Source organism: Murinocardiopsis flavida, assembly GCF_003014485.1.
Taxonomy (GTDB): Bacteria; Actinomycetota; Actinomycetes; order Streptosporangiales; family Streptosporangiaceae; genus Murinocardiopsis; species Murinocardiopsis flavida.
Window position 1 is genome coordinate 200,953 of record NZ_PYGA01000002.1, and the last position, 22,283, is coordinate 223,235.

Here is a 22,283-nt window from a genome sequence, read left to right on the forward strand (position 1 = left end):
GCGGCGCCGCTAAGCTCGACTCGGACGCGGACCAGCGAGGAAGCCGGTAAGGAAGCCGGTGAGGAAGGCGGGGCGGGTGGCGGCGGTCGTCGAACTCTCCTACTACCCCGTCAAGGGCTGCGCCGGGAGCCGTGCGAGTGAGGCCGTGTTGACCCCCGCGGGCCTGCTCCACGACCGGAGCTTCATGGTCACCGACGAAGCGGGGGTGTTCCGCTCCCAGCGGCGCGATCCGCGGCTCGCCGTGGTCCGCCCGGAGATCGGCGCGAGCGGCGACCGGCTCCGGCTGCACGCGCCCGGGAGCGAGTCCGTGGAGGTCGCGGTGGACCGCACCGGCCGGCGCCGCGACGTCGACCTGTTCGGCGCCCCGTACAAGGGCATCGACCAGGGCGACGACGCCGCCCTGTGGTTGTCGGACGTCCTCGGTGCGCCGAGCCGGCTGGTGCGGGTGCCGCCCGAGCACGACAGGGTGACCGACGGTTCGACGCCCGGCACCTCCGGCTACGCCGACAGCTGCGCGGTCCACATCCTCTCCCTGTCCACCCTCGACCGGCTCAACGAGCGGATCGCGGCGGCGGGCGGCGCACCGCTGGCCGCCGACCGGTTCCGCCCCAACATCGTGATCGGCGGATGGGCGGAACCCCACGTCGAGGACCGGGTGCGGCACCTGCGCATCGGCGGCGGCGAGCTGGGCTACGCGAAGCCGGCCATCCGCTGTGCGGTCACGATGGTCGACCAGGAGACCGGGGCGAAAGCGGGGCCCGAACCGCTCCGCACCCTCGCGGGGTACCGGCGGGCGGCCGGCGGAGGTGTCGCCTTCGGTGCCAAGTTCGCCGTCCTGCGTGCGGGCACGCTGTCCGTCGGCGACGAGGTGGACGTCGTCCGGCACCGGACGGCACCCGGTTCGAGCGTTGCGTCAGCCTGACCCCGGCTCCATGCCGTCAACGGATCCGCCGGCCGTGGTCGTCGCCGAGTCCCCGGGCGTCGCCGGGCTCGCCGCGCACCCGGCCGCGCTCCCCCGCTTCTGGGCCGGCGTCGCCGAACGCGGCACTCCGCTGCTGGAGCCCGCGGGGCCCGGCCGGCACACGGCGACCTTCCTCTGGCGCGGCGACGCCGCCACGACGAACGTCCTGCTGCTCGCCAACCGCCTCGCCGACCGCGACGACCTCGCGCCCTCCCTCATGCGGCACGTGCCCGGCACCGACGTCTGGCACCTGACCTACCTGCTGCCCGACGACTACCGGGGCAGCTACCAGATCGCCGTCGACGAGGCCGCGCACACCGAACCGCCGGACAACGCCTACTGGCAGCGGCTCATGGCCGCCGCGCGGACCGACCCGTTCAACCCCCGCACCCTGCCCACAGGCCGCAGCGGGCGGGCGAGCTCGATCATGGAGCTGCCGGACGCGCCCGTGCAGCCGTGGAACGCGCCGTCCGGCGCCCCCGAAGGAGAGGTCGTCGAGCACAGGTTCACCAGCGAGATCCTCGGGAACGAGCGCTCGCTGTGGGTCTACCGCCCCCGGCCCGGCGGGGCGATCGCCGCCACCGCCGGCACCGACGGCACCGACGACGGAACCGGCGGCCTCCCCCTGCTGGTGCTCCTCGACGGCAACCTCTGGTTCCCGCTGCTAGACTTCCGGCACACCACCGACAATCTGATCGCCGCGGGCCGGATCCCGCCCATGCTCGTGGTCGGCGTCGACGCGATCGACGTCCCCACGCGCCGCCGCGAACTGGGCGGCGACCCCCGTTTCCGCGGCTTCCTGCGCACCGAACTCATGCCGTGGGCACGGCGCCGCCTCGGCGCGACGCGGGACCCCGCACAGACCGTCGTCGCGGGCCAGAGCTTCGGCGCGCTCGCCGGGTTGGACGCCCCCGACCTGTTCGGCGGCGTGCTGTGCCAGTCGCCGTCGCTGTGGCGTGCGCCGGAGACCGTCGACGCCTACGCCGCCGCCGACACCCGCCTGCGCCTGCACCTGTCGGTGGGCCGCTACGAGGGCGCCATGGTCGCCGACACCCGCGCGCTGACCGGGGTCCTGCGTGATCGCGGCATCGAGGTCACCCACACCGAGTACACCGGCGGCCACGACTTCGTCTGCTGGCGCGGCTGTATGGCCGAGGGCCTCGCCGCACTCGCGTCCCGGCCGACCCGGTGACCCCGCCGTCCGGGTCAGCCGGATCACCCGGGTCAGCCGAAGAAGCGCAGGAGTGCGTCCGCGGTCCCGTCCGGGTCGTCCTCGGCGATGAAGTGCCCCGCTGCGGCGATCGTCTCCCGGCGCGCACAGGGGATCGCCGCTGCGAGGCGGTCGGCCGCGGCGAGGTCGAGCCAGCCGTCCTCGGCACCCCAGAGGACCAGGACGAGGGCGGTGACCCGGCCCAGGCGCGCCACGACGTCGCGGGTGTCCTCGAAGCCGACGGCGGCCACCTGGTCGACCCACCGCTGCTGCCCGTCGGCGCCCGCCCACGGGGCGAGGTAGGCGGCGGCGGTGGCGTCGTCCATCGGCCGGTGGGTGGCGGTGCGCAGGCGCGGGGCGATGATGTCGGCGAAGACGTGGTGGGGCATGGTGCGGTACGCGTCCTCGTTGCGCTGCATGTGCTCGGTGAACGGCGTGTTCCACGGGCCGAGGACGGCGGCGTCGAGCAGGGCGATGCGGCGGGCGGGCACCCGGTGGACGAGGTGGGCGCGCAGCACGATCCCGCCCCCGATGTCGTGCCCGACCAGGTCGGGCGCTTCGAGCCCCCAGTGCTCGGTGAGTTCCGCGAGCGTGCGGGCCTGCCGGTCGATCGAGGGGGTCGCGTCGGGGGCGATGCGGGAGTCGCCGAACCCGAGCAGGTCCCAGACGTGCACCGTGTGCGTGCGCGCCAGTTGCGGGACGACATCGCGCCAGAGGTAGGACCAGGCGGGCGTGCCGTGCACCAGCACCACCGGCGGGCCCGCTCCGAAGACGCCGGTGGCGGCCACTCCGCCGGACACGCGGACGCGCTGGGTGAGCCGCCATGGGGCCGGCGCCGTCTCGATACTCATCCCTGCACCCCTCACTAAGACCTATAATTGATTTTCTCCAGTTACCCTACCAGGAGGCAATGCATGAAGATACCTTTGAACGATTACTCGATGGGGGCGGCGGTGGCGACCGACCTGGTCAACACCGCACCCATCGTGCAGAAAGCGGGCGACACCCTCCCCGATCCGGCCGCCTTGGCGGACTTCCTCGCGGCACACGGGCTCGACCTCGGCCTCGGCGGCGGACCGACAGAGGACGATGTCGAGCGCGTCCACGCCCTGCGCGGCGAGGTGCGCACCCTCGTGGAATCAGCCGGTGAGGCCGACAGCGTCCAGGGCGCGAACGCGCTCGCGGCGCGGGCCGGCGGCAGTCCCGCGCTGGACCGCGACGCCGACGGCCGGTGGCAGTGGTTCGTCGCGCCCGCGCCGCAGGCGTCCATCGCCGACGGGCTGGCGTTCCTCATCGGCACCGGGTTGCTCGGCGTGGTGCGGACCCTGAGCCACGACCGGTTCCGCTCCTGCGCGTCGCCGGTGTGCGAGGGCGTGTTCGTCGACACCAGCCGGGCGGGCCGCCGCCGCTACTGCATGCCGGAGTTGTGCGGCAACCGGGTCAACGTCGCCAGATACCGCGCCCGCCGACGCGAGGACGCCTCCTAGGCGGCCAGTCCGGCGAGCCGCGCATCGGTGCACCACAGTGCGTCCGCAAGGTCGTCCCGGCGCGCCGGTGCCGAAGGGTCGGGCAAGGTGAGCCGGCCCGCGCGCAGTGCGGCGTAGGTCCGCCCGCCCGGCGGCGCCGAGGTGCCGAGCGCCAGGTCCGCCAGGACCCGCGCGGCGGCCGCGCGCGTGTTCAGCGTGCGGTTGAGGCCGCGGAGCGGGGCACCCAGCGGCGTGCCAAGCACCGACCAGGCGATCCGCAGTGGCAGCGCCAGGTCGCGCGCCAGACCGGTGCCGAACACCTGGCCCGGGTCGTACGCGATCGCCGCGACGCGCCGGGACCGCATCGCGGGGTGCGCGGACAACGAGCGCGCGGTGAGGACGTTGCACAGCTTGGCGGCGGTGTACGCGTGCTCGCCCGCCCGGCGCGGTGCGGCGTGGCGGTCCGGGTCGCGATCGGGGTGCGCGAGCAGTTCGGCGTCCGCGTGGCGCGGGGTGGCGAGTCCGGCCCCGGTGGCGGGGTCGTGCGTGCCGCTCGTCGTCAGCACCACCCGGGCCCGCTCCGCCAGGCAGGGCATCAGCAGGCGCAGCACGAGGTAGTGCCCGAGGTGGTTCACCGCGAAGGCCGTCTCGACGCCGTCGGCGGTGCGTCCGCTGTCGTCGGGCCGGATCACCCCGGCGTTCAGCACCAGCGCGTCGATGCGGGCGCCGTCCCCGATCCGCTCGCGGACGGAGTCGGCGAAGGCGCGCACGGAGCCGAGCCGGGTCAGATCCAGGGGGAGGGAACCGGCCGCGGGCACCCGCGCCCCCGTGAGCAGGGCGACACCCGGAGTGCGCCTGAGCCGCTGCGCGGCGATCGCCCCAAAGCCCGAACTGCCGCCGGTCATCACGATCGTGGTCATGACACGCCCCCGCTCCGCGTCGGATCGCCTTTCCGTTAACTATGCACCTCTAGTGACAATCACACAAGATGGCAATCATGGGGGTGTACCATCTCGGAATGACCCCGCCGAAGCACCCGCCACCGCGGCACCTGCGCGAACGCCCCAGCTTCCTGCTCTCCCAACTGGGATTCCACTCCGACCAGCGGTTCGGGGCGCTCCTCGCCCCGCTCGGCGTCACCGCACGCCAGTTCGGGATCCTGCGCCTCCTCGCCCACACTGCGGGGCGCTCGCAGCAGCAACTGGCCGAGGAACTGGGGATCCACCGCAACGTGATGGTCGGCGTCATCGACGACCTGGAGCAGCGCGGGCTGGTGGAGCGCCGCCGCTACCCCACCGACCGCCGCGCGCACGCCATCCACCTGACGGACGCCGCGCGGGACCTGCTGCCGCGCGTCGAGGGCGCCCTGGACGCCTGCGACGACGAACTCCTCGCCGCACTCGACCCGGCGGACCGCACGACACTGCTCACGCTGCTGCAACGCCTGGCCGACGGCGCCGGACTCGTCCCGGGGATCCACCCCGGGTACGACGCGATCGGTTCCGAGGAGCCCTGAGGCGACGCCGAACGCACCGGAGACGGGCGGGGTGCGCCGGGCCCGTTGCCGTTCGGCGCACCCCGCCCGCCGGTCAGCGCTCCGCGGGAACCATCTCCTCGGGCGTGTCCGACGGGCCTGCCGGGTCCGTCTGGCCCTCCAGGTCCTTCGGGTCCGACGAACCTTCCGGGTCCTCTGGGCCTGCCGGGTCCGCAGAGTCCGCCGGTCCTGCCGGGTCCGCCAGGTCGTCACCGGTGTGCATCGTGTCGGTCCTGGCGTCGTGCAGCCCCCACAGGACCAGGGCGGCCACCAGTACGAGGGCGCCGCCGCCGAACGCGTAGCCGATCTGGACACCCGAGGCGAACGCCGACTGGGCGGCCTCCAGCAGGCCCCTGCCCACAGCGTCCGGCAGCCCTTCGGCGACGGCCGTCGCCCCGCCGATGCTCTCGCCGGCCGCCGCCACCGCCTGCTCGGGCGCCTCGTCCGGCGCGTCCCGGTCGAGCCCCATCCGGTAGACCACCGTGGACAGGCTGCCGAGGAACGCGAGGCTGAGCGCGGACCCGAGTCCGCCCCCGACGTCGTTCACCGCCGCCGCAGAGCCCGCCTGGCGCTCGGGGACGGCACCGAACATCAGGTTGGCGCTGAGCGTGAAGAGGGGGCCCATCCCCAGGGCGACCACCGTCGCCGCGGCGATGAGGACGTAGGGTCCGGCGTGCCCCACCAGCAGCGCCATCGCCACCGCGCCGGCGGCCGCGACGAACAGTCCGCCGGCCATCGCATAGGACGGACGCATCCAGCGGTCCAGCACCGGCGGCAGCATCCCGCCGACGACGGAGGCCGCGGCCGGGGCGATCAGCAGCAGCCCGGCGTGCCACGGCGACAGGCCGAGCACCGCCTGGAGGTACTGGGCGAACAGCATGTCGGCCCCGCTGAGGACCAGCATCATCAGCATCACGGTGAGGAGCGAGAACGTGAACGCGGGGACGGCGAACAGCCGCAGGTCCACGAGCGGTTCGGCGATCCGCGACTGGCGCCGCACGAACACCACGACGAGCACCAGTCCGGCCAGCACGGAGCCGGCGTAGGGCCACAGCGAGGCGTCGGACGAACCGGCCTTGTCGGCGATCTCCTGCAAGCCGAACACCACGGCGAGGATCCCCGCCATGGACAGCAGCACGCTGACGAGGTCCACCCGTCCCACGCCTTCGTTCTCGCCCCTGGGCAGCAGGGGCGCGGTCAGCAGGAGCAGCACGGCGGCCGGGATGTTCATCAGGAAAACCGACCCCCACCAGAAGTACTCCAGCAGCACCCCGCCCAGCGGCGGCCCGAGGGCCATGCCCGCGGAGAACGCGCTCATGGTGACGGCGATCGCGACGGAGAACTCCTTGGGGTCGCGGAACATGGTGCGCAGCAGGCCCATGATGGTCGGCCCCAGCGTCGCCGCCGCCAGTCCGAGTACGGTCCGCGCAATGAGCAGCATCTCCGGGCTGGTGGAGTACGCCGCAGTGAGCGAGGCGAGGCCGTACACCGCGCTGCCCGTCACCAGCAGGCGCCGCCGGCCGATGCGATCGCCCAACCGGCCCATCGTCAGCACGACCCCCGCCGCGAGGAACTCCCCCGCGTGCAGGATCCACAGCAGTTGCGTGCTGCCCGGAGCGAGGTCGGCGGCCATGCTCGGCAGTGCCAGGAACAGCACGGACACGTCCGTCGCGGTCATCAGCAGCGGCAGTGTCAGGACTGCGAGGCCCAACCATTCCCGCCACGTCGCGCGCGGGGGTGTCGTCGTCACGTCGATTCCTCTCGGAGGAGATTGGAAAGTGCACGGAGCAGCACCGAAGGCGTTTCATCCGGCGACACGACGACCGTAAAACCTCAAGTTAACTTGAAGACAAGTCCCGCGAACGCGCCCCGCATGTGACGGGCGACACCCGGACACCGGCACCCGAGGTCGCTCACGGCGCCCAGGACCCAGTACGGTCCGACCGATGACTGCGATACCGGTGACCCCCAGGAGAGGAATGGGGATTCCCGGTCAGCGAGCTTGACCTTCGAGCCGACTCGAAGGATTACGGTCATGACCGTGACCACCATGCGTATATCGCAGTTGGCGGAACGCTCCGGCGTCCCCGCCACCACGCTGCGCTACTACGAACAGCGCGGGCTGCTGCCCGCCCACCGCTCCGACGGCGGCTACCGGATCTACGACCGGGACGCGGTCGACCGCCTGGCGTTCATCGCCACCGGCAAGCGCCTCGGCCTCGGCCTCGATGAGATCGCCGAACTGTTGGGGGTGTGGCAGGACGGCGCCTGCGTCCAGGTCAAGGAGTCACTGCGGCCGCGCATCGCCGACCGCCTGGCCGCCGCGCACGATCGCATCGGGGAACTGTCGGCATTCGCGGCGATGCTGCACGGTGCCGTAGAACACCTGGACACGCTGCCCGACCGGCAGGACCGCTGCGACCCGGCGTGCGGCTTCCTCGACTTGGCGAAGAACCCGGTCACCCGTACCGGCCGCGCGATGGTCGAACCGGCCCCTGACGTCCCCGCCGTGGCGTGCTCACTGGACGGGGACGGGATCGAGAAGCGCATCGGCCGGTGGCAGGCCCTGCTGCGCGGCGCCCGACGCGAAGAGGCGCCCGGTGGCCTGCGCGTCGGCCTGCCTGCCGAGCGGGCCGCCGAAGCCGCTGGGCTGGCAGCCGCCGAACAGCGCTGCTGCGCCTTCTTCTCGTTCTCCCTGCGTTTCGACCATGGCACCGTGTACCTCGACGTGCAGGCTCCCGCGGAAGCCCGATCGATGCTCATCGACATCTTCGGGGCACCGGAGATCGCTGACGAGCCAGACGAGCCACAGGAGACCCCGACGTGCTGACCGTGAAATCGATCCTGCTGTTCGTCGTCGCCGCCTTGTTCGAGATCGGCGGTGCGTGGCTGGTGTGGCAGGGCGTCCGCGAGCACCGCGGGCTGCTGTGGGTGGGCGCGGGGGTGATCGCTCTCGGCTTGTACGGCTTCGCCGCCACCTTGCAGCCCGATGCGCACTTCGGGCGGATCCTCGCGGCCTACGGCGGGGTCTTCGTCGCCGGGTCGCTGGCCTGGGGAATGGTCGTGGACGGCTACCGCCCCGACCGGTTCGACGTGATCGGAGCGGCGGTCTGCCTGATCGGCGTCGCCGTGATCATGTACGCGCCGCGCAACACATAGTGCGGCTGGGAACGGACCTCACTCCTTCACCGGGTCGAGCTGTCGTGCGATGCCGTCGAGAAACAATCCGATACCACGCCGGTAGGCGCCCTCGGGATCGTTCGCCTTGCCGGTCTCCGCACCGAGAACGCGCGAGACCCGTGCGGCGGTCGGGAACTTGGCCGCATCACCGATGGCGGCGGTGAGGACCGGTTCGATGTTCGACCACCAGTCGGCATCGTGTTCTTCGCCCGATTGTCGAGAGCCTTGGGCCGCGAGTGCGGCCCGGGCGGTTCCCTGCACGAGGCAGAGCAGGGCGGTGAGCGTGTGCTCCATCTCGATATCGGTGAGCCCGATTCCGTCGAGTGCTCCTAGCTCTGCGTCGTACTTGGCCGATGCACCGGGGCCCGGCACCGGACGTCCCGCGGCGAGGTCGGTGATCCACGGATGCGCTCGGCAGTTCGCCCAATTCGCTTCGGCGATCGCAGTGATGCGCGCACGCCAGTCCGCGCTCCCGGGGATCGTGACCGCCTCGTATGTGGCGCCTGCGACCTGGTCGAGCATGAGTTCCACAAGTTCGGCGCGTCCACCGATGTGAGGGTACAGCGCCATCGCGCTGACGCCTGCTTCCTCTGCCAGGCGGCGGATCGTGACCGCGTCGATGCCCTCTTCGTCGGCCAGTCCGACGGCGAGGCCGGTGATGCTCTGCGTGCTGATTCCGCTGCGCGGGCTGACCGGGGACTCGCGCCAGAGCAGTCCGATCAGCTTGAACTCGTCAACACCTGCGCGCTTGACCATCTCCACCTCTCCATGAAATATACTATGTATATTACATTGTAGAACATGGAGAGGGGAACCGCTATGGATCTACAGGCGAACCCGCGCGGTTCGATCTGCGCAAGGGCGGTGCGCAAGACCTACCCCGGACGAGAAAAGCCGTCGCTGGCGGGGGTCGATCTGCTGGTCGACGCCGGTCGCGTGTGCGCCCTGCTTGGGGCGAACGGGGCGGGCAAGACCACGCTGGTGCGGATACTGACGACGTTGACGGGCCAGGACTCCGGCACCGTGAGCGTCAACGGCTGGGATGTCGTCCGGGACCCAGCGCGTGTGCGGGCGTCCATCGGGGTCGTCGGGCAGTACGCCGCGCTGGACGAGGTGCTCACGGCGAGGGAGAACCTGGAGCTGTTCGCCCGGCTCATCGGGCTCTCGCGCGCTGCCGCCCGATCACGGGCCGCCGAACTCCTGGAGCAGTCGGGCTTGGGCGAGTACGCGGGGCAGAGGGTGTCGGGGTTCTCGGGCGGGATGCGGCGGCGGCTGGACCTGGTGACCTCGATGATCACCCGACCGGCCGTGCTTCTCATCGACGAGCCGACGACCGGCCTCGATCCGGTCGCGCGCCGTACGATCTGGGCCGCGGTGCGTTCCCTGGCCGACCATGGATCGACAGTCCTACTGACCACGCAGTACCTGGAGGAAGCCGACGAGCTGGCCGACGACGTGGTGATCCTGCGGGAAGGCACCGTGGTCGCCACCGGTACACCGTCAGACTTGAAGGCTCTGGTGGGTGAACCGCGGATGGAGCTGCGCGAGCCGACCCTCGAAGACGTCTACCTGCACCTGCACACAGGGAGCACCGCGGCATGACCACCACGGCGATTCAGCACACGGGCAGCGTCCTCCGCGAGGCCGTGATCCTCACCGGTCGGTCGACCCGGCATTGGCGAGCCCGTCCGGTCACCTTCAGCGTCCAACTGTTGTTCCCGGTCCTGATCATGCTGCTCATGGGCGGCCTGCTCGGCGGGGCGATCGCCGGCACCACCGGTGACTACATCGTCTTCGTGGTGCCGGGCGTCCTCGCCTTCACCGTCCTGTCCGGCATCGAGACGACGATCACCGCGGTCACCGGCGACGCCGCCAAGACCGTCACCGACCGGTTTCGCACACTGCCGATCTCCCGCGGGTCGGTGCTACTGGGTCGGGTGTTCGCCGACATGCTCACCGCCGCTGTCGAACTGGCGGTGGTCAGCGCGGCAGGCCTACTGCTCGGCTGGCGCCCCGAAGGAGGCATTGCCGCGATCGCGCTGACCTACGCGCTGCTGCTTTGGCTGAGGTTCGGACTGCTGTGGGCCGGTGTGTGGATCGGGTTGAAGGCGGGCACACCCGAGGCGGCCACGACGACGCAGCTCGCGATCTGGCCGGTGGCGTTCCTCTCCACGGTGTTCGTCGATCCGCGCACGATGCCCTCCTGGCTCGGAGCGGCCGCGGAATGGAACCCCCTCTCGGCGACCGCCTCGGCAGCGCGCGAGCTGCTCTCCGGTGGTGAACTCCCAGGGGTCACCGCCGTCTCCGACCACGCGGTGCTCTTCGCGCTCGGCTGGCCGCTCGCCCTGACCCTGGTGTTCGTGCCGCTTGCCATTCGTGCCTACCGGAGGCTGTCATGACGACCAGGACCTACGATGTGATCCGCGTGATCCACGCACGGGGAAGCACGTCAGAAATACCGCACCACCTCCACGCTCTCCGGTAGCGGGGTCCAGCGCAGCAAAATGATCCGGCACCTCGGCCGCCGCGTGGAACGTGGATCCCGTGGAATAGGAATTCGATCCGACGACGGCACACGTACCCGCCCCTCCCGGAAGGCGACTCCGGCTCGCGGGGCGGCCTTGTCCGCCCAGCGAACCCACGAACGCGCGAAGGGGCGGGGACGCGGGTATCCGCGTCCCCGCCTGGTCCTTCAGCCGGCGGCGCGGGCCATCTCCTCGCCGGTCAGGCGCAGCGCAGCGGCCGCCACGTTCTGCTCCAGGTGCGCCGGGTCTCCGGTGCCGGGGATCGCGAGGACGTTGGGCGAGCGGGCAAGCGACCAGGCGAGCGCCATCTGTTGGAGGCTTACTCCGCGCTCATCGGCCACGGCCGCCGCCCCGGGGCGGTCGCGAACGCCGTCGATCGAGAAGAACGGGACAAAGGCAATGCCATCTCCAGCGCAGATGTCGAGCAGTCCGTCGTCGTCGCGCTTGGCGAGGCTGTACTGGTTCTGGACGCTGACCACGGGCGCGATCTTGCCTGCCTCCGTCAGGTGGTCGGCGTCGACGTTGGAGATGCCGAGGTTGCGGATCAGGCCTTCATCCCGGAGTTCGGAGAGCACCCCGAACCGCTCGGCGATCGACCCCGCGCCCTTCTCCAGTCCTGCCCCGACGCGGAGGTAGACGAGGTCGAGGTGGTCGCGTCCGAGCTGGCGCAGGTTCTCCTCGACCTGCCCCCGCAACTGCCCCGGTTCGGCCTCGGGGAGGAACGCTCCGGACGGGTCGCGCCCGGGCCCGACCTTGGTGGCGATCACCAGGTCGTCGGGGTAGGGCGACAGCGCGTGGTTGATGAGTTCGTTGGCGGAGAGTGTCGGCAGGAAGTAGAAGGCGGCGGTGTCGATGTGGTTCACGCCGAGTTCAACGGCGCGGCGGAGGACGGCGACCGCGCTGGCGCGGTCCTTCACGCGCATCGCGCCGAAGCCGAGTCGGTTCACTGTTAGGTCGCCGAGCTGCCACGTTCCGGCGGCAGCGGCGGGGAGTGCGTTGGTCATGGGGACGATGTTCGTCCCCGACACCCTCCGAGCGCTTCCAGCGGCAGCTTGCTGCCAGTTGTTGCCCACGCAGCGGACGGGGTCAAGACTGGAGGTATGAACAGGACCGGTGAGGTGACCGTTGTCCGCGGCACCGATGAGCTCTTCGCCCGCTCGGCGCACCTCTTCGAGTCGGCGGAGGACATCGCGTGCGCGGCGAACGACCTGCACACGTGGGCGATCACCCGGCCTGCACGCGACGCGGACCACGGACCGCCCCCGCAGGGCACGGGCGGCAAGCGGATCCGGAAGCTGTACCGGCCCGGTGTGCTCCTCGACCCGGCGACGGCCCACCATGTGCGCAACGCTGCCCGGATCGGCGCCGACGTCCGGATCACCCCGGACGAACTCAACGAGACCATCATCCTGGACCGACGGATGGCGATCCTCGCCGGCGACGTCACCGCCGGTGTACGCAGCTACAGCGTCGTCACCCTGCCGGAAGTGCTCCAGGGCATCATGTCGCTGTTCGAGGCGGCCTGGCGCGGAGCCGCCGAACTGGCGGTGTACGACGCGCGGCTCGACGAGATCCGGCAGCTCGCCCCCAGCATCCTCGACCTCCTGAACTCGGGCTGCAAGGACGAGGTGGCGGCGCGGTCGCTGGGGCTCGGGCTGCGCACCTACCGCCGCCGCGTCGCGGAGCTGATGACGGCGCTCGGCGCGTCGTCCCGCTTCCAGGCGGGCGCGCGGGCCCGCGAGCTGGGACTCGTGTAGTTCCGCGGAGCGCCAATGCCGTTGAGGAGCGCGGTACGTTTCATGACCCCCCTCAGTTCCGCGAGCGTCGAAGGCTGCCGCTCCGCGCGAAGCGCGACTTCGCCACCCGTGCTACCCGTTACGTCAACGGAATCGCACGCGGCGCCCATCCCCAAGCGTGCCCCGCCGATGTTCGGACGGCAGGGCGGCAGGGTTCGGTATTCGACGCTAGTCCGCGGGTCCCCGCCTGCGGCCCTCCAGCCACATCGCGATCGCGGCGCCCGCAGCGGTGCCGGCCGCCATCGCGCCGAACAACAGCAGCCACCACACATCGACGATGTACGCGGCAACGGCGATCAGCGCTCCGGTGGCGAACACACCTCCGGCACCGGCGGACTTGCGCGCCGCGGTCGAGCCGCCATCGCGCTCACCCGCCCTCCCTTTCGGCTGCCGCTTCGCCTTCTTCTTCCCCTTCGCCGGTGCGCGCGGGGAGAGCGCCGGAGCCACCCAGAACGAGGCGCTGGAGATCGCGAGCAGGGCGACGCCGCCATCGCGCCATCCGTAGTCGGCCATGGCGACCCCGTAGACCAGTGCCCCGACACCGGCGACGAAGACGACGCCGAACGGGGCGGCCCGCCAGCCGCCCAGCACGTACAGCCCGGCGCACGCGGCGATCAGGAGTCCGAGCCCGATCAGGCCCAGCATCACGCCCAGCGCCACGGGCACCATGTAGTCGGACGGGTAGAGCTCGGCCGCGCCCAGCGCCCCGGCACCGAGGCCGAGCACGGGGCCCGCGATGACGAGCCCCACGCAGATCCGGGTGAAGGTCCTCTCGAACTTCTTGGCATCCGAGGGCCGCTGCCTGCGGTCTGACGTGCCGGTTGCCATGGCGCTCCTCTGACGTGGCCGGGCCCGCGCCCGGTGCTTCGACCAGCGAAGCGCGGAACGCACGATCACCGGCGGAACGAGCAGAATACCGGTGAGCAGGGAGCAAAGGGGAGTCATGGACGACGAGCGGGCACGCAGCGACCACCGGTTCCGCGACAAGGGCTGGCGGCTCTGGGACTTCGCCCAGGAGATCTTCGTGCGCTGCCCGCGTTGCGGGGGCCGGGCGGCGGTGTTCGTCCACCCCGACCACCGCGAGGAGGGCCGGTCCGCTGTTCTGCGGCTGATCGCACCGCACCGGCTGAGTTGCCTCGGCTGCGGGCACACCGCCTCGTGGGCGCCGCGCACGGGCCCCGGCGGGAGCCCCACGTACCTTCCCCGGCTCAGCGGGCCGGACGACCCGTTCTTCGGACTACCGCTGTGGCTCCAGCGGCCATGCTGCGGGGGTCGGATCCTGTGGGCCTACAACACCGCGCACGTCGACGTCCTGGAACAGTACGTCGCCGCACGGCTGCGCGAGCGCCATTCGTGGACGGGATCGGGAAGCCTGCTGGAGCACCTCCCCGCCTGGATGAAGTCCGCCGGGAACCGCGACGATGTCCTCAGGGCCCTCCGCGCGCTGCGCGCGGATGCGTGACCGGGACGGCACCCGGTCGGGCCGGTCATCAGGCGAGCCGCTCGAAGATCAAATAGGCGCCGAGGGCGATCATCGCGGCGCCGGACAGGCGGCTGACGGTGCGGGCGGCGGCGGGCCGGGAGTGCAGGATGGTCCGTGCCACCGTGCCGAGGGCGAGGTAGAACACGGCGCAGGTGAGCGTGAAGACCAGGCCGAGGGCCGCCATCTGGACGGCCATCGGCCAGGGCCGGTCGGGGTCGGCGAACTGCGGGAGCAGGGCGATGAAGATCAGCAGGCCCTTGGGGTTGAGGCCGCTCACGCCGACGCCTTGCAAGAGCGTCGCCCGGCCCGTTGCTACCGGACTCCCGGCTGCGGGCCCGGCATCGGTCCCGGCATTGGTCGCGTCGGCGGTCTCGGCCGTGGCCTGGGCGGACACGGGCGGCGCCGAATGGGCGGGCGGGGCAGCGAGTGTCCGCGCGCCGTGCCACATCAGGTAGCCGCCGCCGAGAACGGACAGCGCGGTGAGCGCATTGGGGTTCTCCGCGACCACGACGCCGACACCGGCCGCGACGACGACGGTCATTCCCGCGTAGCCGAGCACGAGCCCGCCCACAGCGGGGAGCACGGACCGGCCCCGCAGCCCCGCGCCGATGGTGAACGCCCAGTCCGCGCCCGGCACGGCGATGAGGAGGATGGAGACACTCCAGAATGCGGCAATGGCACCGGCGGGCATGGCGTCTCCCTCACTAAGCGCGGCCTTTAGCGGGAAACTACCGGTGATTCACCAGGAAATGGTTCCAACTTATTGTCGGAATCGGCCTTGGAATAGAAGAATATTCCGCATGGACGCCATTGATCGGAATATCCTTGCGGTGCTTCAGGAGGACGGGCGTCTCACCGTCACCGAACTCGCCGCGCGCGTGGGGCTGAGTGTGTCGCCCTGCCACCGCCGGCTCCGCGAACTGGAGCGCACGAAGACGATCCGCGGGTACCGCGCCGTCATCGACCCCGAAGCCGTCGGGCTGACGTTCCAGGCGCTCGTGTTCGTCACCATGCGGCAGGAGGACCGCGAGACCCTGCTCGGATTCGAGGCGGCCGTCGCCGAGATCCCGCAGGTCGTCCAGGCGCAGCGGCTGTTCGGCGACCCCGACTACCTGCTCCGCGTCCTTACCGCGGACCTCGGCGCCTACCAGCGCCTCGAAGACGACCGGCTCGCCGCGCTGCCCGGTATCCAGCGGCTGACGTCCACGCTCGTCATGAAGCAGGTCGTCGATGACCGCCCCTTGCCCGGCGCGTCGCGGTGACCCGCGGTGACCCGCGGTGACCCGCGGTGGCTCGTGGTGACCGCTGTCCCCCGCACGCGCGGGACGTCCAGGCGTCGCGGGTCGTGGCCCCCCGGCCGCAGCGCGATCCCGTCCCCGGCCGACCGCCGCGGCGGACACCGCGAGGAGCGTTCCGGGCCGGTCGGAAAAGGTGGGGAAATGACAAAGGGAGGGGCCTCCCCCAAGATCCCCTCCCCTGTCGGCCGCGGCGGCGCGCTGCCCCCCTCGGGCGTGCGCGGCTCGGCCGCGACTCGGGCGTCCGCACTCCGCCTTTCGGCGGTGCGGCGCCGTCTCGCGCGACGGAAAGCGGGATCTTCCGCGTCCCGAAGGCGTGCATTCAGCATAACTTCCTTGGAAGATGCCTCCAAGTTCAACTAACGCGCCGTATGTCACATCACCCAACGAGGCGGACCACCTGCACAGCGGAAACAGCCGAGAGCACCCTCCGCCCGCACCGCCGCCACTGCCACCGCCGCCCCCGGGACAGCTCCAGGGATGCGCACCGGGGCGGCCCCGCCCCACCCCGCGCCGCCCGAGCACCGCACGCGCCCCTCTGCGGCGCGCCGCGCCGCAGTGGGCGGTGCGGCGCGAAACCCGCGTTAGGCTCTGATCCCGCTGAGTCCGAACCGGACGGGACGAACCGCGGGGGTGTGTGATGGCGCAGAACCGGATGCGGAACTGGCTGCCGGGGATCCGCTCCTCATCGTCACCCCGCGGCGACGACGGCCCCGCACCAGAGCTGTCCATGGACCCGCGCGCCGACAGCGGCGGCGCGGCCCCGCCCGCGGAGGACAGCGTCATCGACGCCGCGATCTACGTCGGCGGGCGGCGGGTCGGCGAACCCGTGAAGCTCTCCGAACTGTACGACCGCGTGTCCGGCGTGCCCGACGCCATGGCATGGATCGGGCTGCTGCGCCCCGCCGAGACGCAGCTCCTGACGGTCGCGCGCGAGTTCGGCCTGCACGAGCTCGCGGTCGAGGACGCCATCGTCGCCCACCAGCGCCCCAAGCTGGAGCGCTACGGCGACACACTGTTCCTCGTCCTGCGCGGCGCCCGCTACGTGGACGACGCCGAGGAGGTGCAGTTCGGCGAGATCCACCTGTTCGTCGGGAAGGACTTCGTCCTCACGGTGCGCCACAGCGAGGCCCCGGACCTCAAGGACGTGCGGCGCCGGCTCGAAAGCGAGCCCGAACTCCTCGCGCTCGGCCCCGAAGCGGTGTGCTACGCGGTCCTGGACGCGGTGGTCGACGGCTACGCGCCCGTCGTGCGCGGCCTCCAGAACGACATCGACGAGATCGAGACGCAGGTCTTCAACGGCGATCCGAAGGTGTCGCGGCGCATCTACGAACTGTCGCGCGAGGTCATCGAGTTCCAGCGGGCCACGCGGCCGCTGCTGTCCATCATCAACGGGCTCATCGCCGGGTTCGACAAGTACGAGATCCACGAGGAGCTGCGCCGCTACCTGCGCGACGTCGCCGACCACGCCACCACCGTCGCTGAACGGGTCGACGGCTTCCGGATGATGCTCCAGGACATCCTCACCGTCAACGCCACATTGGTCAGCCAGGCGCAGAACGAGGACATGCGGCGCCTGGCCGAGGTCAGCTACACCCAGAGCGAGGAGGTTAAGAAAATCTCTTCGTGGGCGGCAATACTTTTCGCGCCAACGGTGGTGGGCGGGATCTACGGCATGAACTTCGACGTGATGCCCGAGACCCACTGGACGTACGGTTTCCCGATGGCCGTCGGCCTGATGTTCCTGGTGAGCGTGGTCCTCTTCGTGATCTTCAAACGCAAGAACTGGCTCTGACACCAGGGGCGGTACCGCACCGCCGACCGCTCCCCCGGCTCGCGCACGGAGAACCACGACTCCGGCGGCTCCGACGTGGCCGATCCCGCCCCCGCTGCGATCGCATCCGATGCGGACACGAGCGGCGCGGCCTTCGCCGACGCCGCAGTCCAGCGCGGCGGGCGTGCTGGACGGTGGTCAGATCCAGCCCTGTTGCCAGGCGTGGTGGGCGGCCGCGTGGCGGGAGGACGCGCCGAGCTTGGACATAGCGGCTGACAGGTAGTTGCGGACCGTTCCGGGGGCCAGGTGGACTTCGACGGCGATCTCGTTGACCGAGGCGCCCGTTCGGGCGGCGCGCAGCACCTCTAGTTCGCGTTCGGTGAGCGGGCAGTCGTCCTCCGCCAGTGCAGACCCCGCGATGTCGGGGTCCACGTAGCGGCGCCCCGCGGCGATGTCGCGGATGATCTCCGCCAGCCGCGCCGCAGGGGTCGTCTTGGGCACGAAGCCGCGCACACCCGCGGACAGGGCGCGGCGCAGCACAGCGGGACGCGCGTGCCGGGTGACCAGGACGACCTCGGTGGGCAGCTCCGCCCGGATCTCCTGGGCGGCGCGCAGGCCGTCGCCCGGCGGCATCTCCAGGTCGAGGACCGCGATATCGGGGCGGTGCTCGCGGGCCAGCCGCACCGCGTCGGTCGACGTCGCGGCCTCGGCGACCACCGTGAGGTCGTCCTCCAGCGCGAGCAGCGCCGCGAGGGCGCTCCTGAGCAGGTCCTCGTCGTCGGCGATCAGCAGTCGGATCATTGAGGCACTCGCTCGGATCATCGCGGAATCCCGCCCAACAGTCGGATCATCGCGGCACCCCGTCCACCGGTCGAATCATCGCGGGTCCCTGCCCATCGGTCGGGTCATCGCGGCTCCTCCCCCGCCGGCAGCGCCGCCGCGACCGTGAACCGGTCGCCGTCGCGGTCCCACGCCAGCTCTCCCCCTGCCGCCCGCAGCCGTTCGGCGAGGGTCGCCAGCCCGCTGCCTGACCCGCCGCCCGACCCGCTGCCCGACGCGGTGAGGGGGTGCCCGTCGGCGCCGTCGTTGCCGACCCGCAGCCTCGCGGTACCGCCCGCTATCCGGTAGTCCACGTCGGCGTTCCGCGCCGCGCTGTGCCGGAGCACGTTCGTGGTGGCCTCCCGCATGACCAGGCCCAGCAGGTGGCGGTCGGTGTCGTCGAGGTCGGCGGTCGCAGCGGGGTCGAGACTCATGCGCGCGTCGATCCCCGCCGCGGCGAGGACCCGGGTCGCGTTCGCGATCTCCTCGTCCAGTGTGGTCCGGCGGTAGCCCTGCACCACGGCGCGGGTGTCGCTGAGGGCGTCGGCCGCCAGTTGCCGCACCTCCGCCATCTCCGCGGCGGCGCGCGCCGGGTCCACCTCGGCCAGCCGGGCCGCCAGCTCGCTCTTCAGCGCGATGACCTGCAAGTGGTGGCCTTGGATGTCGTGCAGGTCGGCGGCGAAGCGCAGGCGCTCGTCCTTGACGGCGAGCTCCGCCGACAGCATCCGCGCCTCGTTCAGCCGCCCGGCCGTGTCCCACGCCCAGAGCGGACCCAGCACCGTCCACCCGGTGAAGGCGACCAGCCCGGCGGGGAACAGCGCGGCGTAGAGCAGGTGACCGTCGGCTGCGGCGTTGCTGACGATGCCGCCGGGCAACGGTGCGAGTGCCGCCGCGGCGGCGACCAGCAGCCACCCGCGCCGCGGCGGCAGGTACGTCGCGGCGATCACCACCATGATCGCGGGCGCCACCGCCCACACCCCGTAGTCGTACCGGGACAGCGGGATCGCGGCCATCACGGCCGCCGCCGCGCCGCCGGCGGCCAGCCAGCCCGCGGGCAGCGGGATCGGGGGCGCGCCGGTTGCCGGGCGTACCGTCAACCGCCTCCCGAGCAGCACCACGCACGACGCGACCTCGACCGCGAGGGCGGCGGCGCCCAAGGCGCGGACCGGCGCGGGCAGGTCCCCGGCCACGATCCAGTCGCCGGTGAACAGGACGAGCATGAACGCGCACGTGCCCGGGACGGCCCACCACGTGAAGCGGCGGAAGCCCGTCAGCTCCGCCCCGTGTCCGTTCGGCCCGGTGCGCACGCGGTCATTGTCGCAGCAGCGGTCGCGGCGGGCGGGCGCTCGGCGGTGCCCGGATGACAGATGTCATGCGGGGTCGTGACAACGGCACGGGTACACGTGCGGCTTCGGTACTACTGGCGGGCCGCCCCCTTCGGCAGGCTGAAGCATGCAAGGGATACCCCACCCCCGTACGAAGGGATCGCCGCCATGGAGGCGCGAAACGAGGACCGGAAGCCCCCTACCGATGCCGCCACCCACAGCCGCGGAGGCGGCGTCCCCAGCGCCCCCAGCGACCCCGGCGCCCGTGCGGGCGGCAGCGGCACGTGGCACTTCATCCGCCACTTCCTGGAGATGCTGGTGGCGATGGTCGTCGGGATGCTGGTGCTCGGCGCGGCGGTCGATGGGGTCCTGACGCTCGCGGGGGTCGAGTTCACCGCCGCGCGGTACCCCGAGCTGTCGTCACTGGCCATGGCCGCCGAGATGTCGGTCGGCATGGCGGTCTGGATGCGCTACCGCGGGCACGGCTGGGCGAGCACCGCGGAGATGTGCGGCGCGATGTTCGCACCCGCTGTCGTGCTGTTCCCGCTGCTCTGGACGGACGTCATCGCCGCCGGGTCGATGACGCTCGTCGAGCACCTCGCGATGCCCCCGCTGATGCTGCTCGTCATGCTCCGCCGCCGCGGCGAGTTCACCCATTGACCCCGCGCGCCCCCGCGCCACCCCCACGCCACTCCTGCTGCGACACACCTACGACACCACCGCCCCGCACGATCCGCGATCAGGGAGGTCCGTCATGACCGACACGACACCAGGGCGCCCGCGCCGCTTCGCGGCGCTGGCCCCGCTGGCCCCGCTCGCCCGGCGCTGGCCGACGGCGCTCGCCGTCGGGGCAACGGCGCTCAACATGCTCGGCGGCGACCCGGGGGACGCCGCCGTCGGCGGGTTCGGGGAGGCGCTGCTCCTCCTGCCGCTGCTGTATCTCATCGTCACGCAGATCGGCCGGCCCGGCGCGACCTGGCCGGTGCTCGGCGCGCTGGTCGCCGGGATGGTCGCCCTCAGGGCGCTGGACGTCGCCGCGCCGAGCACCGTCCTCGTCGCGATCGCGCTGGCCGCCCTGGTCTGGGGCGCCATCAGCGGGACGCCGCACGGGCGGGGGGTCTTCGGCGTGCAGGCGGCGGGGATGCTCGTGTTCGGCGCGCTCGCCCTCACCGGGCTGGCGGTAGATCCCGAGCTTGGCCGGTACCTGGTGGCCGCCGGCTGGTTCGGCCACGGGATCTGGGACTTCGTCCACCTGAAGCGCGGCGCGGTGGTCTCGCGGACCTTCGCCGAGTGGTGCGGTGTCATCGACATCCTCGTCGCCGCCCAACTCCTCCTCCTGCCGTAGCCCGGCGACCTCGCGGCACAGCGGGCGCCGGGCCTCGGCGGCGCCCCGCGACCGGCGCGAGTAGAGTCCGGACCGTCCGAGAACGACGACGCACCGGTTCGGTGCCCCTGGAGCGGCCGATGCCCCACCCGGATCCGCGGCGCGGCGCGCGCCTGGCCGACTACGCGACCGCCGCCGCGTCCTTGGCGCCGCTCAGCGACCGGCGGCTCAGGGCGCTGGTGGACGGGGCCGCCCCGGTGGGCTCCGGGATCGGCGGCTCCACAGCGGAGCTGACGGTCGACGGGGTCAGGGTCTTCGTGAAGAAGGTCCCGCTGACCGACCTGGAGCGGCGCCCCGAGAACGTGCGGTCGACGGCGAACCTGTTCGGCCTGCCGACCTACTACCAGTACGGGGTGGGGTCGGCGGGGTTCGGCGCTTGGCGCGAGCTCGCCGCCCACGCCATGACCACCGCGTGGGTACTCGCCGACGCGTACCCCGGCTTCCCGCTGATGTACCACTGGCGGGTGCTGCCGGACTCCCCCGCCGCCGCCCGCGGCGACTTCGCCGACACGGCGGAGACCGTGTCGTACTCTCGCCGGAGGAGGCGGACTTCGTCGCACTGCACCGCGACTACGACCACTGCCTCACAGTGAGCCAGCTGGTCCGCAGCCTTGCGGGCGGCCGCGCGGGAGCGGAGGGGCGGCGGACGGGGGCCGCGGCGGGGCCGGCCGCGGCGATCGTCGAGCGCCACGCGCCGGTCGCGGCGGTCATCGACCGGTTCCACCGGCGCCTGCTGACCGAGAGCAAGCACGCGTCGTACCCCGCCGCCGAGATCGCGCGGGCGTGCGCGCCGACCATCGCGGCGCGCTGAGGCACGGGCTCGACACCCGCGCGCCGCGGTGCGCCCCGGAGGGATGGGGCGCGCCGCAGCGCAGGGGGGTCAGACGCCGCCGGTGATCAGCGCGCGGTAGGTGATGGGCCCGACCCAGCCGTCGGCGCCGATGCCGTTCTTCTTCTGCCAGTCGATGACGGAGCTCTTGGTCTTGGCGCCGTACTGGCCGTCGATGGTGACGTCGTAATCGCGGGCGTTCAGCGCCCACTGGACGGCGGTCACCTTGTAGCCCTTGGCGCCGGGGCCGACCTCGCCGAAGTCGCTGCGGATCTCGTTCCAGGTCTCGCCGTCGACGTCGCCGGTGGCCTCCAGGCCGTTGGCCTCCTGGTAGGCGGTGACCTCGCCGACGAGTTCGGCGTCGAACTCGGAGTTGATGTTGGTGTGGCCGTAGAGCTGGTACTTCACCATCGCGACCTGCCAGTCGGTCGATCCCTCGGTGAGGACCGGCCACGCCAGCGCCTCGATCTCGACCTTCGTGGAGTTGGGGGTGACGCCGTCGGCGAGGGCGGCCGGGGCCGCGACCAGGCCGGCGGAGGTCGCGAGGGCCGCGGCGGCGATGGCGGTCGTGATGCGGGTGCGGAACATGGTGCCTCCGTGCGGAGTAGAGCCGGTGGGTGTTCGGTACCTACAGGTGATGCGCGAGAGGTGCCGGGGGTTCACGGTTCGGAGCCGGTAGGCCACTCCCGGTCAGTGCCGGGG

The 22,283-nt window shown here is 72.0% G+C and carries 26 protein-coding genes; 16 read left to right on the forward strand and 10 right to left on the reverse strand.

Features of this window, described 5'->3' with window-relative positions; genetic code table 11:
- The first annotated feature begins 58 nt into the window (after positions 1-58).
- Both CLV63_RS03615 and fes read left to right on the forward strand, forming a co-directional pair.
- Complete coding sequence (locus CLV63_RS03615; protein WP_245928554.1) at positions 59-922, forward strand: MOSC domain-containing protein; 864 nt, start codon at positions 59-61, stop codon at positions 920-922.
- Positions 923-932: 10 nt separating this feature from the next.
- Positions 933-2,153, forward strand: a complete 1,221-nt coding sequence (gene fes, locus CLV63_RS03620) for an enterochelin esterase (RefSeq protein ID WP_106581430.1) — start codon at positions 933-935, stop codon at positions 2,151-2,153.
- A 32-nt stretch (positions 2,154-2,185) separates the two neighbouring features.
- On the opposite strand, the gene CLV63_RS03625 is transcribed toward fes, so the two are convergent.
- Positions 2,186-3,022: an alpha/beta fold hydrolase gene (locus tag CLV63_RS03625; protein WP_106581431.1), complete on the reverse strand. Its 837-nt coding sequence runs from the start codon at positions 3,020-3,022 to the stop codon at positions 2,186-2,188.
- Positions 3,023-3,085: 63 nt separating this feature from the next.
- Between CLV63_RS03625 and CLV63_RS03630 the strand changes: the two genes are divergently transcribed.
- On the forward strand, positions 3,086-3,658 hold the full coding sequence (locus tag CLV63_RS03630; RefSeq protein ID WP_106581432.1) for a CGNR zinc finger domain-containing protein: 573 nt from the start codon (positions 3,086-3,088) through the stop codon (positions 3,656-3,658).
- Here CLV63_RS03630 and CLV63_RS03635 read toward each other — a convergent pair.
- Positions 3,655-4,557, reverse strand: a complete 903-nt coding sequence (locus CLV63_RS03635; protein WP_106581433.1) for an SDR family NAD(P)-dependent oxidoreductase — start codon at positions 4,555-4,557, stop codon at positions 3,655-3,657. The genes CLV63_RS03630 and CLV63_RS03635 overlap by 4 nt on opposite strands.
- 98 nt (positions 4,558-4,655) lie before the next feature.
- Here CLV63_RS03635 and CLV63_RS03640 point away from each other — a divergent pair, with 98 nt between their 5' ends.
- Positions 4,656-5,153, forward strand: coding sequence for a MarR family winged helix-turn-helix transcriptional regulator (locus CLV63_RS03640; protein ID WP_106581434.1), 498 nt, complete (start codon positions 4,656-4,658; stop codon positions 5,151-5,153).
- A gap of 73 nt (positions 5,154-5,226) precedes the next feature.
- On the opposite strand, the gene CLV63_RS03645 is transcribed toward CLV63_RS03640, so the two are convergent.
- A complete protein-coding gene (locus CLV63_RS03645; protein ID WP_245928555.1) occupies positions 5,227-6,921 on the reverse strand; it encodes an MFS transporter in 1,695 nt (564 codons plus the stop codon).
- 285 nt (positions 6,922-7,206) lie between these two features.
- Between CLV63_RS03645 and CLV63_RS03650 the strand changes: the two genes are divergently transcribed.
- Both CLV63_RS03650 and CLV63_RS03655 read left to right on the forward strand, forming a co-directional pair.
- On the forward strand, positions 7,207-8,001 hold the full coding sequence (locus tag CLV63_RS03650; RefSeq protein WP_211301140.1) for a MerR family transcriptional regulator: 795 nt from the start codon (positions 7,207-7,209) through the stop codon (positions 7,999-8,001).
- Positions 7,995-8,330, forward strand: a complete 336-nt coding sequence (locus tag CLV63_RS03655) for a YnfA family protein (protein WP_106581435.1) — start codon at positions 7,995-7,997, stop codon at positions 8,328-8,330. Before CLV63_RS03650 ends, CLV63_RS03655 begins: the two co-directional genes overlap by 7 nt.
- An 18-nt stretch (positions 8,331-8,348) precedes the next feature.
- Here CLV63_RS03655 and CLV63_RS03660 read toward each other — a convergent pair whose 3' ends face one another.
- Positions 8,349-9,107, reverse strand: a complete 759-nt coding sequence (locus CLV63_RS03660; RefSeq protein WP_106581436.1) for a TetR/AcrR family transcriptional regulator — start codon at positions 9,105-9,107, stop codon at positions 8,349-8,351.
- A 45-nt stretch (positions 9,108-9,152) separates the two neighbouring features.
- Here CLV63_RS03660 and CLV63_RS03665 point away from each other — a divergent pair, with 45 nt between their 5' ends.
- On the forward strand, positions 9,153-9,953 hold the full coding sequence (locus tag CLV63_RS03665) for an ABC transporter ATP-binding protein (RefSeq protein ID WP_245928556.1): 801 nt from the start codon (positions 9,153-9,155) through the stop codon (positions 9,951-9,953).
- Positions 9,950-10,750: an ABC transporter permease gene (locus tag CLV63_RS03670; protein WP_106581438.1), complete on the forward strand. Its 801-nt coding sequence runs from the start codon at positions 9,950-9,952 to the stop codon at positions 10,748-10,750. Before CLV63_RS03665 ends, CLV63_RS03670 begins: the two co-directional genes overlap by 4 nt.
- 293 nt (positions 10,751-11,043) lie before the next feature.
- Here the strand turns inward: CLV63_RS03670 and CLV63_RS03675 are convergent, their stop codons facing one another.
- A complete protein-coding gene (locus tag CLV63_RS03675) occupies positions 11,044-11,880 on the reverse strand; it encodes an aldo/keto reductase (protein ID WP_106581439.1) in 837 nt (278 codons plus the stop codon).
- 96 nt (positions 11,881-11,976) lie between these two features.
- On the opposite strand from CLV63_RS03675, the gene CLV63_RS03680 reads away from it, so the two are divergent.
- Positions 11,977-12,633, forward strand: a complete 657-nt coding sequence (locus tag CLV63_RS03680; RefSeq protein ID WP_106581440.1) for a response regulator transcription factor — start codon at positions 11,977-11,979, stop codon at positions 12,631-12,633.
- Positions 12,634-12,840: 207 nt separating this feature from the next.
- On the opposite strand, the gene CLV63_RS03685 is transcribed toward CLV63_RS03680, so the two are convergent.
- Positions 12,841-13,500 (reverse strand): hypothetical protein, encoded by a 660-nt coding sequence (locus tag CLV63_RS03685; protein WP_106581441.1) that lies wholly within the window; start codon positions 13,498-13,500, stop codon positions 12,841-12,843.
- A 115-nt stretch (positions 13,501-13,615) separates the two neighbouring features.
- On the opposite strand from CLV63_RS03685, the gene CLV63_RS03690 reads away from it, so the two are divergent.
- Positions 13,616-14,134 (forward strand): hypothetical protein, encoded by a 519-nt coding sequence (locus CLV63_RS03690; RefSeq protein ID WP_106581442.1) that lies wholly within the window; start codon positions 13,616-13,618, stop codon positions 14,132-14,134.
- 28 nt (positions 14,135-14,162) lie between these two features.
- On the opposite strand, the gene CLV63_RS03695 is transcribed toward CLV63_RS03690, so the two are convergent.
- On the reverse strand, positions 14,163-14,846 hold the full coding sequence (locus tag CLV63_RS03695; protein WP_106581443.1) for a LysE family translocator: 684 nt from the start codon (positions 14,844-14,846) through the stop codon (positions 14,163-14,165).
- A 109-nt stretch (positions 14,847-14,955) separates the two neighbouring features.
- Between CLV63_RS03695 and CLV63_RS03700 the strand changes: the two genes are divergently transcribed.
- Positions 14,956-15,417, forward strand: a complete 462-nt coding sequence (locus tag CLV63_RS03700; protein ID WP_106581444.1) for an Lrp/AsnC family transcriptional regulator — start codon at positions 14,956-14,958, stop codon at positions 15,415-15,417.
- Positions 15,418-16,090: 673 nt separating this feature from the next.
- Complete coding sequence (locus CLV63_RS03705; protein WP_106581445.1) at positions 16,091-17,245, forward strand: magnesium and cobalt transport protein CorA; 1,155 nt, start codon at positions 16,091-16,093, stop codon at positions 17,243-17,245.
- 177 nt (positions 17,246-17,422) lie between these two features.
- Here CLV63_RS03705 and CLV63_RS03710 read toward each other — a convergent pair whose 3' ends face one another.
- On the reverse strand, positions 17,423-18,025 hold the full coding sequence (locus tag CLV63_RS03710; RefSeq protein WP_106581446.1) for a response regulator transcription factor: 603 nt from the start codon (positions 18,023-18,025) through the stop codon (positions 17,423-17,425).
- 104 nt (positions 18,026-18,129) lie between these two features.
- Positions 18,130-19,350, reverse strand: coding sequence for a sensor histidine kinase (locus CLV63_RS03715; RefSeq protein ID WP_211301141.1), 1,221 nt, complete (start codon positions 19,348-19,350; stop codon positions 18,130-18,132).
- Positions 19,351-19,536: 186 nt separating this feature from the next.
- Here CLV63_RS03715 and CLV63_RS03720 point away from each other — a divergent pair, with 186 nt between their 5' ends.
- The 4 genes from CLV63_RS03720 (at position 19,537) to CLV63_RS34410 (ending at position 21,563) form a co-directional block, all read left to right on the forward strand.
- Entirely contained in the window at positions 19,537-20,028 is a 492-nt protein-coding gene (locus CLV63_RS03720) for a hypothetical protein (protein WP_245928557.1), read from the forward strand.
- A gap of 94 nt (positions 20,029-20,122) precedes the next feature.
- Complete coding sequence (locus tag CLV63_RS03725) at positions 20,123-20,713, forward strand: hypothetical protein (protein WP_106581447.1); 591 nt, start codon at positions 20,123-20,125, stop codon at positions 20,711-20,713.
- Positions 20,714-20,832: 119 nt separating this feature from the next.
- Positions 20,833-21,345, forward strand: coding sequence for a hypothetical protein (locus tag CLV63_RS03730; protein ID WP_245928558.1), 513 nt, complete (start codon positions 20,833-20,835; stop codon positions 21,343-21,345).
- A complete protein-coding gene (locus CLV63_RS34410) occupies positions 21,342-21,563 on the forward strand; it encodes a hypothetical protein (protein WP_245928559.1) in 222 nt (73 codons plus the stop codon). Before CLV63_RS03730 ends, CLV63_RS34410 begins: the two co-directional genes overlap by 4 nt.
- 69 nt (positions 21,564-21,632) lie before the next feature.
- On the opposite strand, the gene CLV63_RS03735 is transcribed toward CLV63_RS34410, so the two are convergent.
- Complete coding sequence (locus CLV63_RS03735; protein WP_106581448.1) at positions 21,633-22,169, reverse strand: peptidoglycan-binding domain-containing protein; 537 nt, start codon at positions 22,167-22,169, stop codon at positions 21,633-21,635.
- Positions 22,170-22,283 lie beyond the last annotated feature (114 nt).

What these genes read in the sequence shown, in the direction of transcription:
- CLV63_RS03720 (WP_245928557.1), top strand. Translation starts at nt 19,537, where the DNA reads ATGGAGGCGCGAAACGAGGACCGGAAGCCCCCTACCGATGCCGCCACC.
- CLV63_RS03705 (WP_106581445.1), top strand. Translation starts at nt 16,091, where the DNA reads ATGGCGCAGAACCGGATGCGGAACTGGCTGCCGGGGATCCGCTCCTCA.
- CLV63_RS03685 (WP_106581441.1), bottom strand. Translation starts at nt 13,500, where the DNA reads ATGGCAACCGGCACGTCAGACCGCAGGCAGCGGCCCTCGGATGCCAAG.
- fes (WP_106581430.1), top strand. Translation starts at nt 933, where the DNA reads ATGCCGTCAACGGATCCGCCGGCCGTGGTCGTCGCCGAGTCCCCGGGC.
- CLV63_RS03660 (WP_106581436.1), bottom strand. Translation starts at nt 9,107, where the DNA reads ATGGTCAAGCGCGCAGGTGTTGACGAGTTCAAGCTGATCGGACTGCTC.
- CLV63_RS03670 (WP_106581438.1), top strand. Translation starts at nt 9,950, where the DNA reads ATGACCACCACGGCGATTCAGCACACGGGCAGCGTCCTCCGCGAGGCC.
- CLV63_RS03675 (WP_106581439.1), bottom strand. Translation starts at nt 11,880, where the DNA reads ATGACCAACGCACTCCCCGCCGCTGCCGCCGGAACGTGGCAGCTCGGC.
- CLV63_RS03665 (WP_245928556.1), top strand. Translation starts at nt 9,153, where the DNA reads ATGGAGAGGGGAACCGCTATGGATCTACAGGCGAACCCGCGCGGTTCG.
- CLV63_RS03625 (WP_106581431.1), bottom strand. Translation starts at nt 3,022, where the DNA reads ATGAGTATCGAGACGGCGCCGGCCCCATGGCGGCTCACCCAGCGCGTC.
- CLV63_RS03630 (WP_106581432.1), top strand. Translation starts at nt 3,086, where the DNA reads ATGAAGATACCTTTGAACGATTACTCGATGGGGGCGGCGGTGGCGACC.
- CLV63_RS03710 (WP_106581446.1), bottom strand. Translation starts at nt 18,025, where the DNA reads ATGATCCGACTGCTGATCGCCGACGACGAGGACCTGCTCAGGAGCGCC.
- CLV63_RS03700 (WP_106581444.1), top strand. Translation starts at nt 14,956, where the DNA reads ATGGACGCCATTGATCGGAATATCCTTGCGGTGCTTCAGGAGGACGGG.
- CLV63_RS03635 (WP_106581433.1), bottom strand. Translation starts at nt 4,557, where the DNA reads ATGACCACGATCGTGATGACCGGCGGCAGTTCGGGCTTTGGGGCGATC.
- CLV63_RS03640 (WP_106581434.1), top strand. Translation starts at nt 4,656, where the DNA reads ATGACCCCGCCGAAGCACCCGCCACCGCGGCACCTGCGCGAACGCCCC.
- CLV63_RS03735 (WP_106581448.1), bottom strand. Translation starts at nt 22,169, where the DNA reads ATGTTCCGCACCCGCATCACGACCGCCATCGCCGCCGCGGCCCTCGCG.
- CLV63_RS03695 (WP_106581443.1), bottom strand. Translation starts at nt 14,846, where the DNA reads ATGCCCGCCGGTGCCATTGCCGCATTCTGGAGTGTCTCCATCCTCCTC.
- CLV63_RS03730 (WP_245928558.1), top strand. Translation starts at nt 20,833, where the DNA reads ATGCCCCACCCGGATCCGCGGCGCGGCGCGCGCCTGGCCGACTACGCG.
- CLV63_RS03690 (WP_106581442.1), top strand. Translation starts at nt 13,616, where the DNA reads ATGGACGACGAGCGGGCACGCAGCGACCACCGGTTCCGCGACAAGGGC.
- CLV63_RS03650 (WP_211301140.1), top strand. Translation starts at nt 7,207, where the DNA reads ATGACCGTGACCACCATGCGTATATCGCAGTTGGCGGAACGCTCCGGC.
- CLV63_RS03725 (WP_106581447.1), top strand. Translation starts at nt 20,123, where the DNA reads ATGACCGACACGACACCAGGGCGCCCGCGCCGCTTCGCGGCGCTGGCC.
- CLV63_RS03680 (WP_106581440.1), top strand. Translation starts at nt 11,977, where the DNA reads ATGAACAGGACCGGTGAGGTGACCGTTGTCCGCGGCACCGATGAGCTC.